The organism is Devosia sp., from assembly GCF_017307495.1.
GTDB lineage: Bacteria > Pseudomonadota > Alphaproteobacteria > Rhizobiales > Devosiaceae > Devosia_A.
On the sequence record NZ_JAFKHE010000016.1, the window covers coordinates 174277 to 183748 of the forward strand.

12 protein-coding genes are annotated in these 9472 nt (G+C 67.3%); 7 read left to right on the forward strand and 5 right to left on the reverse strand.

What is annotated here, in order from left to right; translation table 11 throughout:
- Positions 1-8: 8 nt before the first annotated feature.
- The 5 genes from J0I99_RS08785 to aroC are packed head-to-tail and all read left to right on the forward strand — an operon-like array spanning position 9 to position 3356.
- Positions 9-812 carry an SDR family oxidoreductase gene (locus J0I99_RS08785; RefSeq protein WP_291397126.1) on the forward strand — a complete coding sequence of 268 codons (804 nt, stop codon included), beginning with the start codon at positions 9-11 and terminating at the stop codon, positions 810-812.
- A 51-nt stretch (positions 813-863) separates the two neighbouring features.
- Positions 864-1493 (forward strand): histidine phosphatase family protein, encoded by a 630-nt coding sequence (locus tag J0I99_RS08790; RefSeq protein ID WP_291397127.1) that lies wholly within the window; start codon positions 864-866, stop codon positions 1491-1493.
- A gap of 49 nt (positions 1494-1542) precedes the next feature.
- Positions 1543-1794 carry an AbrB/MazE/SpoVT family DNA-binding domain-containing protein gene (locus J0I99_RS08795; RefSeq protein WP_291397128.1) on the forward strand — a complete coding sequence of 84 codons (252 nt, stop codon included), beginning with the start codon at positions 1543-1545 and terminating at the stop codon, positions 1792-1794.
- 2 nt (positions 1795-1796) lie between these two features.
- Positions 1797-2198: a type II toxin-antitoxin system VapC family toxin gene (locus J0I99_RS08800; RefSeq protein WP_291397234.1), complete on the forward strand. Its 402-nt coding sequence runs from the start codon at positions 1797-1799 to the stop codon at positions 2196-2198.
- Positions 2199-2249: 51 nt separating this feature from the next.
- The gene (gene aroC / locus J0I99_RS08805) at positions 2250-3356 is read left to right on the forward strand and encodes a chorismate synthase (protein ID WP_291392733.1); all 1107 of its coding nucleotides are present in this window, start codon (positions 2250-2252) and stop codon (positions 3354-3356) included.
- On the opposite strand, the gene J0I99_RS08810 is transcribed toward aroC, so the two are convergent.
- The 4 genes from J0I99_RS08810 to J0I99_RS08825 form a co-directional block, all read right to left on the reverse strand.
- The gene (locus J0I99_RS08810; protein ID WP_291397129.1) at positions 3350-4090 is read right to left on the reverse strand and encodes a TlyA family RNA methyltransferase; all 741 of its coding nucleotides are present in this window, start codon (positions 4088-4090) and stop codon (positions 3350-3352) included. The genes aroC and J0I99_RS08810 overlap by 7 nt on opposite strands.
- Positions 4087-4692: an SCO family protein gene (locus J0I99_RS08815; RefSeq protein ID WP_291397130.1), complete on the reverse strand. Its 606-nt coding sequence runs from the start codon at positions 4690-4692 to the stop codon at positions 4087-4089. Before J0I99_RS08815 ends, J0I99_RS08810 begins: the two co-directional genes overlap by 4 nt.
- Positions 4693-4784: 92 nt before the next feature.
- Entirely contained in the window at positions 4785-5033 is a 249-nt protein-coding gene (locus J0I99_RS08820) for an exodeoxyribonuclease VII small subunit (RefSeq protein ID WP_291392739.1), read from the reverse strand.
- 29 nt (positions 5034-5062) lie between these two features.
- Complete coding sequence (locus J0I99_RS08825; RefSeq protein WP_291397131.1) at positions 5063-5992, reverse strand: histone deacetylase family protein; 930 nt, start codon at positions 5990-5992, stop codon at positions 5063-5065.
- A gap of 92 nt (positions 5993-6084) precedes the next feature.
- Between J0I99_RS08825 and J0I99_RS08830 the strand changes: the two genes are divergently transcribed.
- The gene (locus J0I99_RS08830; RefSeq protein WP_291397132.1) at positions 6085-7029 is read left to right on the forward strand and encodes an L-threonylcarbamoyladenylate synthase; all 945 of its coding nucleotides are present in this window, start codon (positions 6085-6087) and stop codon (positions 7027-7029) included.
- Positions 7030-7060: 31 nt separating this feature from the next.
- Positions 7061-8422 (forward strand): HD-GYP domain-containing protein, encoded by a 1362-nt coding sequence (locus tag J0I99_RS08835; RefSeq protein ID WP_291397133.1) that lies wholly within the window; start codon positions 7061-7063, stop codon positions 8420-8422.
- Here J0I99_RS08835 and J0I99_RS08840 read toward each other — a convergent pair.
- Entirely contained in the window at positions 8419-9384 is a 966-nt protein-coding gene (locus tag J0I99_RS08840; protein WP_291397134.1) for a DnaJ C-terminal domain-containing protein, read from the reverse strand. The two genes, J0I99_RS08835 and J0I99_RS08840, sit on opposite strands and share 4 nt — an antisense overlap.
- Positions 9385-9472 lie beyond the last annotated feature (88 nt).

Consider the following 9472-nt stretch of genomic DNA (forward strand, 5'->3'; position numbering starts at 1 on the left):
GCACGACGATGGCGCAGGGGCTGATGGCCGGCAAGAAGGGCCTGATCATGGGCGTGGCGAACAACCGCTCGATCGCCTGGGGCATTGCCAAGGCCCTCGCCGACCAGGGCGCCGAGATCGCTTTCTCCTACCAGGGCGAAGCGCTGAAGAAGCGCGTCGAGCCGCTCGCCGCCGAGATCGGCGTCACCACGCTGGTCGAATGCGACGTGTCGAGCGACGCCGCGATGGACGAGACCTTCCGCGTGCTCAAGGACAAGTGGGGGACGATGGACTTCCTCGTCCACGCCATCGGCTTTTCCAACAAGGACGAGCTCGAGGGCCGCTACATCAACACCAGCGCCGACAATTTCGCGCTGACCATGAACATCTCGGTCTACTCCTTCACCGCCGTCGCCAAGCGCGCCGAGGCGATGCTGAACCCGGGTGGTTCGCTGCTCACGCTGACCTATTACGGCGCCGAAAAGTACGTGCCGAACTACAACGTCATGGGCGTCGCCAAGGCCGCGCTCGAGGCCTCGGTGCGCTACCTTGCGCACGACCTCGGCCCGCAGAACATCCGCGTCAACGCCATCTCGGCCGGCGCCATCAAGACCCTCGCCGCCTCGGGCATTTCGGGCCTCCGGACCATGCTGCACTACCAGGAGAAGGCCGCACCGCTGAAGCGCAACGTCACGCAGGAGGAAGTCGGCTCGGCCGCGCTCTACCTGCTCAGCGACCTGAGCTCCGGCGTCACCGGCCAGATCCAGTACGTGGACTGCGGCTTCAACATCATCGGCATGCATGTCGACGACGAAGCCGACGCAGCCGTCTGATCCACAAAGGGGCTGCCGTGAGGCGGCCCTTTCCGTTTTTCGAGACCAAGCATGTCCCTGAACTGGCCTGAGCTCTATTTCATCCGCCACGGCGAGACCGACTGGAACGCCGAGGGCAGGTACCAGGGGAGCAAGGACATTCCCCTCAACGATATCGGCCGCGGCCAGGCCGACCTCAATGGTCGCCTGCTGGTGCAGATCCTCAAGCGCGCCGGCCGCAAGCCATCCGACTTCACCTGGCACGCCTCGCCCCTCGGCCGTACGCGCGAGACCATGGAGCGGGTGCGCGCCGGCTTCGACGTGCCGCTGCCCGAGGTCGGGTTCGACCAGCGTCTGGTCGAGGTGTCCTTCGGCGTCTACGAAGGCCGGCTCCATACCGAACTCAGCTCGTCCGAAATGGCCATCGCCGGTGAGCGGGACGCCGACTTCTGGTTCTTCCGCCCGCCCTCAGGCGAAAGCTACCAGGACGTGGCGCAGCGCGTGCAGGCCTTTGCCGCCGACAAGCTCGACGGCCCCGCGATCATCGTCGCGCATGGCGGAATCCTGCGCATCCTGCGCCGCCTGATCGAGGATTTTCCGGCCGAGCGGGCGGTGAACTGGTTTCCGCCGCAGGACTCGGTCGTCCACTTCATCGACGGCAAGAGCGTGGTCTACCCGGCCGGGCACAGCTGGGACGATTGAAGCCGTGCCGCAATTGGCATATGTATAGGCATATGCCATGGAGGCGGCGATGTCTGAAGCACGCAAAGTCAGTCTGTTTCGCAATGGCCGCAACAAGGCGTTGCGTATTCCAGTCGAGTTCGAGCCCGAGGGTGATGAGGTCATCGTCGAGAGGCGGGGAGAACAGCTGATCATCTCGCCCGTCCATCCAAAGGAGAACTGGCTCGATTGGCTTCGAAAGCAGCCGCCACTCGGTCCGGAAGACCAGTTCCCCGACATTTCCGACGACGAACTTCCTCTGCAACGCGACGTGTCGCTGTGAGCCTGTTCCGGTTCATGCTGGACACCAACATCGTATCGAACGTTGTCCGCGATCCCTATGGCAGGGCCAGTCGCACGATCGACGCGCGCGGCGTCGATCGTGTGTGTACCAGCGTGTTGGTGGCGGCTGAACTGCGGTATGGAGCCGCGAAATCCCTATCGTCGCGGCTTCCCGAAATGGTCGACGTCGTTCTCAGGCGCCTTTCCGTCCTGCCTCTGGAGCCGCCGGCGGACCGTGAGTACGCACGCATTCGGCATGAGCTGGTGTCGGCCGGGAAGCCAATCGGGCCGGTCGACCTGCTCATCGCCGCCCACGCCCTTTCGCTCGATCTCACCTTGGTCACCGCAAACGTGGGCGAGTTCTCGCGCGTCCCCGGACTGCGTGTCGAGAACTGGCTCGATTGACCTTTTCCCCCTCCAGCCCCTAGAACGCCCACAACCTGCGGGGCGCACTCCATGTCGTTCAACACCTTCGGTCATCTCTTCCGTTTCACCACCTGGGGCGAAAGCCACGGGCCGGCGCTTGGCGTGGTGGTCGATGGCTGCCCGCCCGGCATCCCGATCTCGGCCGAGGCGATCCAGCGCGATCTCGATCGGCGCAAGCCCGGCCAGTCGCGCTTCACCACGCAGCGGCGCGAAGACGACCAGGTCCGCATCCTTTCGGGCACGTTCGAGGACGAGCGCGACGGCCAGCTCAAGACCACCGGCACGCCGATCTCGCTCTTGATCGAGAACACCGACCAGCGCTCCAAGGACTATTCCGAGATCAAGGACAAGTACCGGCCGGGCCACGCCGATTTCACCTACCACCAGAAATACGGCATCCGTGACTACAAGGGCTCTGGCCGCGCCTCGGCGCGCGAGACGGCGGCGCGCGTCGCCGCCGGCGCCGTGGCACGGCTGGTGATCCCGCACGTGACGATCCGCGCCAGCCTGGTGCAGGTCGGGCCGCACAAGATCAACTACGCCAACTTCGACTGGGCCCAGGTCGACCAGAACCCCTTCTTCTGTGCCGATCCGATCGCCGCACAGGGTTGGGAGCACTATCTCGACAGCATCCGCAAGGACGGCAACTCGGTCGGCGCGGTCATCGAGGTCGTCGCCGAGGGCGTGCCGCCGGGCTGGGGGGCGCCGATCTACGGCAAGCTCAGCGCCGATCTCGCCTCCGCGATGATGTCGATCAACGCGGTCAAGGGCGTCGAGATCGGCGAGGGCATGAACTCGGCCGCGCTGACCGGCACCGAGAATGCCGACGAGATGCGGGCGGGCAATGCCGGCCCCTATTTCAAGTCGAACCACGCCGGCGGCATCCTCGGCGGTATTTCGAATGGCGACCCGATCGTGGTGCGGTTTGCGGTCAAGCCCACCTCCTCGATCATCACGCCGCGCGAGACGGTGACGACCGCCAACGAGGACACCGAGGTCATCACCAAGGGGCGGCACGACCCCTGCGTCGGCATCCGCGCCGTACCCATCGGCGAGGCGATGATGGCCCTGGTGCTGGCCGACCATTTCCTGCGCCATCGCGGCCAGACCGGGCGCGAGGGTGGCATCGGCTACTGAACGCGGCTGAACCCCGCGACAATCTCGCGATTGCCGTCGCCCCCGGTGATCGGTGAGGCGATCGAGAAGCGGTGCGCCCAGCCCGCTGTGGCCATGTGAGAAACCACGCGCTCAACCGCATCGGCAATCGCCGTGTCGTCGGTGACGATGCCGCCCTTGCCGATGTGATCGCGCCCCACCTCGAACTGCGGCTTGATCAGTATGACCGCCTCGGCGCCGGGCGCGGCCAGCGCCAGCGCCGGGTCAATGACCTTTAGGATCGAAACGAAGCTGACGTCGGAGACGATGAGCTCGATCGGGTCCGGGATGAGGTTGCGGTCGAGGTCGCGGCCGTTGACGCCTTCGAGCGAGACGACGCGGGGGTCGCACCTGAGGCTCTCGTGCAGCTGCGCGTGCCCGACATCGACGGCATGGACCCGGACTGCGCCGCGCTCGAGCAACACCTGGGTGAACCCTCCCGTGGACGAGCCGAGGTCGAGGCAGGTCTTGCCGCGGGGGTCGATATTTCCCGCGTCGAGGCCGGCGACGAGCTTCAGCGCGGCGCGGGACACATATCGCGCCGCGGGATCGTCGAGCGCGATGGCGTCGCTTTCATCCACCTGCTGGTTGGGCTTGGCCGCGACGCTGCCGTTGACCGTCACCGTGCCACGCAGGATGGCGTCGCGGGCCCGGGCGCGGCTGGGGAGCAGGCCGCGGGCTTCCAGTTCCTGGTCGAGCCGGCGGCGCCCGCTCACGACGCGATGAGCTTCCTGATCTTGGCGACCGCGGTGTCCTTGGACTCGCCATAGGCGATGGTGCCTTCGAACCGGCCGTCCCTGTTGATCAGGAAGACGCTCGCCGTGTGGTTGACGAGGTAGTAGCCATCCGCATCCGGAGCGGTCGCTTCCGACATCACGCCGAACGAGGCCTTGGCATCCGCCGTCTGCTGGTCGGTGCCGACGAGGCCGATCGTGCCCGGGAAGGAACTGAGGTAGTCGGCCAGCACGTTCCTGGTGTCGCGGGCAGGATCGACGGTGACGAAGATGATGCGCAACTGCTCGGGCGAGAGGCCCAGTTGTTCCTTCCATGCGGCCGACTCGGCGAGCGTGGTCGGGCAGACGTCGGGGCAGTGCGTGTAGCCGAAGAAGACGAGGCTCGGGGTGCCCTTGAGGCTCGCCTCGGTGAAGGTGCCGCCCTGGGTCGACTCGAGGGCAAAGGGCTTGCCGGTCACACCGAGCGGGGCGTTGGGGCCCTGCCGGGTGAAGAACACCACTGTGGCGGCAACGGCGGCGACGACGACAAGCGTCCAGAGGATGATGCGGAAGCGCGCAAGCGCGGGCGAGGTCGTGTCGGCCATGGTCCCTGTGTCCGGAGAGTCCGCCGCCTTATAGCGCTCCGCAGCGGTGCGGGGCGAGCGGCGATGTCGCAGTCACGCGCTGTTGAAGCCCGCTATTGCGGGTCGAGCGGTTCGGTCCCGGTCGGCTGGCCGCTGCGCAGGGTGATCTTCTCGATGCGCATCTCGGCCGCCTTGAGCAGCGCCTCGCAATGCGCCTTCAGGGCCTCGCCACGCTCGTAGATGGCGATCGACTCGGCGAGCGGCGCCTGCCCGCTCTCGAGCTTGCCGACGATGGTCTCGAGCTCGCGCAGGGCGGCCTCGAAGCTCATCTGCTTGATATCGTCGGCTGGGGAATCGGCCATGTCGCGGCTCCTCGGAACAGGATCCGTTGCTAGCCCGCCCCCATCAACATTTCAACATGCGCGGCAACGCCGGTGGCGAGCCCCTGGCGGTCGTAGCCGCCTTCGAGCATGGAGACGATGCGGCCGTCGCACACGCGGCTGGCAACATCCATCAGCCGGCCGGTGAGCCAGCCAAAGTCCTCGGGCTTCCAGTTGAGGCCGGCGAGCGGATCGCGATAGTCGGCATCGAACCCGGCCGAGACGAGAAGGAAATCCGGTCGGAAGGCCTCGAGCGCCGGGAGGATGCGGTCGTCATAGGCCGCACGCATCGCCTCGGTGCCCGACCCGGCGGGCAGCGCCGCATTGCAGATGTTGCCGACGCCGACAAAGCTCGGCGCACCGGTGCCCGGATAGAGCGGCATCTGGTGGCTCGAGCCGTAGAACACCGTCTCGTCATCCTGGAAGATGTCCTCGGTGCCATTGCCGTGATGCACGTCGAAATCGACAATCGCGACACGCTCGGCCCCGAACTTGCGCTGCGCCTCGCGCGCCACGATGGCAATGGTGTTGATGAGGCAGAACCCCATCGGCCGGTGCCGCTCGGCGTGGTGGCCGGGCGGACGCACGGCGCAGAAGGCATTGCGGACCCCGCCCAGCGCCACTTCCTCCAGCGCCAGCAGTCCGGCGCCCAGGGCGGTCGCGGCTGCACCGAGCGAGCCGGACGAGATGAAGGTGTCCTCGTCGATCCTGGAGATGCCCTCGGCCGGCCGGATGCGGGCAAGGTTCTGCAGATAATCCCCGGAGTGCACGAGTTGTGCGAGGCTGAGATCGCCCGAGGGGGCGTCGAGCCGCTTCAGCCCGGCAAACGTCGCGGCGGACAGTGCGTCCTCCACCGCCCTGATCCGATCGGGACGCTCCGGATGGCCGGTCGGGGTGACATGGCTTTCGAAATTGCGCTGCGAGACGAGCAGTGTGGTCATTGAGGGGGCCGCCGGATTGCCCGCGAAGCTTGACGTTCAAGGCTTGCGGTTGTCAAACGGCGGGCACCAGAGTCCGTTTCATATCGTCCAGCATGCCGACAGGCGCCGTTCATGACCGTTCAGATATCGCCGAACTCGCAGCCCTGCTGCGGGCCGGGGAGCTTGTCGCCTTCCCCACCGAGACGGTCTACGGGCTGGGTGCCGACGCGACCAACTCCGACGCCGTGCTCAAGATCTACGAGGCCAAGGGCCGCCCCCGCTTCAATCCGCTGATCGTGCACGTCGCCGACCTCGCGATGGCCGAACGCCTGGTCGAGTTCTCGCCGATGGCGCGCAAGCTGGCCCAGTTCTGGCCCGGCCCGCTGACCCTGGTGCTGCCCCGGCGCCCGGATGCCGGCATTTCCGACATCGTCACCGCCGGCCTCGACACGGTTGGCATCCGCATTCCCGACCACCCGCTGGCGCGGGAGCTCATCCGCGCCGCCGACCGCCCGCTCGCGGCCCCCTCGGCCAACAGATCGGGCAAGCTCTCGCCCACCACCGCCGATCAGGTGGTGAAGGGATTTCAGGGGCTTGTGCCGGTGCTGGACGGGGGAGCGTCGCAGTCCGGCGTCGAATCCACCATCCTCGCCGTCGAGGGCGAGACGGTGACCCAGCTGCGCGCCGGCGCCCTGCCGCGCGCGGAGATCGCGGCCGCGATCGGCCGCCCGATCGCACAGGCCGCGCACGACGCCAGGATTGCCGCCCCCGGCATGCTGGCCAGCCATTACGCCCCGAGCGCCACGCTCCGGCTCGACGCGGAGTACCCCGAGCCGGGCGAGACCTGGCTCGGTTTCGGCCCCGGCCGCGCCGGCGCCAACCTCTCGCCCAAGGGCGACCTGCGCGAAGCCGCTCGCAACCTCTTCTCGATGCTGCATGAACTGGACGAGAGCGCCACGCGCATCGCCGTCGCGCCGATCCCCCACACCGGCCTGGGCGAGGCGATCAACGACCGGCTGAGGCGAGCGGCCGCGCCGCGAACTCCGGCCGTCCACTAAGTCTTAATGCCGTCGGCCGTTCAATCGCCCCATGACCGCAGGAACCAGCAGCGAAAGGGTCGAACTCGCCGAACTCGTCGGCGCGCTCAGCCATGCCCTGGACATCACCGAGGGCCAGCCGGCGGGACACGGCGTACGCTGCTGCTGGATAGGCATGCACCTGGGACGAGCCCTCGGCTTCGATGAAGCAACGCTCGGCGATCTCTACTACGCCCTGCTGCTCAAGGATGTCGGGTGCAGCTCCAACGCCGCGCGCATCTGCCAGCTCTACCTCGCCGACGACCTGAACTTCAAACGCGACCACAAGCGGTTGGATGACGCACTGCCGCAGATCCTGCGCTTCGTGCTGTCGCATACCGGCATGAAGGCCGGCCTCGCCGAGCGCTTCCGGACGATCCTGCACATCGCCATGCATGGCGGCGAGGTGGTCAGCGAACTGATCGAGACGCGCTGCACCCGCGGTGCCGAGATCGTGCGCCAGATGCATTTCTCCGAGGCGGTGGCAGGCGCCATCCTCGACCTCGACGAGCATTGGAACGGCCGCGGCCACCCCCTGGGCAAGGTCGGCGAAGCGATCTCGCCGCTGGCGAGGATCGCGCTGCTCGCGCAGGTGGTCGACGTGTTCTTCATGACCGGTGGCCGGGAGGCGGCACTGGCGGAGGTCTCGGCCCGATCGGGCGTCTGGTTCGATCCGGCCTATGTGGCGTGCTTCGCACGCGTCTCTGCGGATCCTTCGTTTTGGGCCGGCCTCGCCGCCCCTGACATCGACGCGCATGTCGTGGCGCTGGAACCGCGGAAGCGGGCCATTGCAGTCGGAGAGGACTATCTCGACGACATCGCCGCCGCCTTTGCCCGCGTCATCGATGCCAAAAGCCCTTATACGAGCGGCCATTCGAACCGGGTGGCGCTGTTTGCCGACCTGATTGCCGAGCAACTGGGCTTGCCACCGGAACGCCGCCGTCGCCTGAGGCGCGCCGCCCTGCTGCACGATATCGGCAAGCTCGGCGTATCGAACCAGGTGCTCGACAAGCCGGGCAAGCTCGACGACGAGGAGTGGAAACAGATGCGGCGGCATCCGGTGATCGGCGAGCGCATCCTGTCGCGAATCGGGGCCTTCGCCGAGTTGGCGCAGATCGCCCTATCGCATCACGAACGGCTCGATGGCCGAGGCTATCCCCATGGCCTGCGGGACGAGCAGATCGGCCTGGATTCGCGCATCGTCACCACGGCCGACATCTTCGATGCCCTGACCGCCGAGCGGCCGTACCGCGCCGCCATGCCGGTCTCGAAGGCCTTTGCCGTCATGGACGGCGATGCCGGGACCGCGATCGATCCCGACTGTCTCCTGGCCCTGAAGCGTGCCATGTCCGCGGCGGAAACCGCCGCGGCCTAGTTGTCCCGCACCTTATACGGCTTCTGGTCGCGCCAGAAGCGCATCAGGCTCTCGAGGTCGGGATCGCTGCTCTCGGGAAGCACGATCTTGAGCGTCACATAGAGATCGCCGGCGCCGTGCAGACCCTTGCCCTTCAGGCGCAACGCCTTGGTGGTGTTGACCGAGGCGGGCAGGTTCAGCTCGGCCGAGCCGTCGAGGGTGGGCACCCGCACCTTGCCGCCCAGCACCGCCTCGTAGAGGGTGATCGGCACGTCGACGCGCAGATCGGGGCCGTCGCGGCGGAACTGCTTGTGGCGCTCGAACTTCACCGTGACGATGGCGTCGCCCGGCGGTCCGCCCATCGGCGACGGGCTGCCCTGGCCCTTGAGCCGGATCTGCTGGCCGTCCTCGACCTTGTCGGGGAGCTTGACGTTGAGCACCTTGCCCGAAGGCATGCGCAGGGGCACGCTGCCGCCCTGATGCGCCTGCTCGAGCGTCACCGTGGCAGTGGCGTTGATGTCCTCGCCGCCAAAGCTCTGGGCACGGCCCTGGAAACCGCCGGCCGATGAGCCCGAGAACGGGTCCCAGCCCTGCCCGGCGCCGGCGCCGGTCCGGCCGCCGCCGCCGCGCGGCTGGCCGCCAAAGCCGGACATGAATTCCTTGAGGATGTCCTCGGCGGAAAAGCCGCCCTGGTTCGCCGAGTAGCCACCAGCGCCGGCGCGGCCGCCGGCGCCGCCGCGGCCGAAGCCGGCAAAGCGCGGGTTGCCGTCGGCGTCGATTTCGCCGCGGTCGTAGCTGGCGCGTTTCTCCTTGTCGGAGAGAAAATCATAGGCGGACGAGATCTCCGCGAACTTCGCGTGAGCCTTCGGGTCGTCCTGGTTCTGGTCGGGGTGGTGCGCCTTGGCGAGCTTGCGGTAGGCTGCCTTCAGGTCCTTCTCCGAGACGGACTTGGGCACCCCGAGCACGGTATAGGGATCGCGCATGGGTTCCTTTTCGTGGCGCGGGTTGGGATTTGCTTTCGCCCCCTGCCGCATCCTATATGGCGACGCGCCCGATGCTTGTCCAGATCGG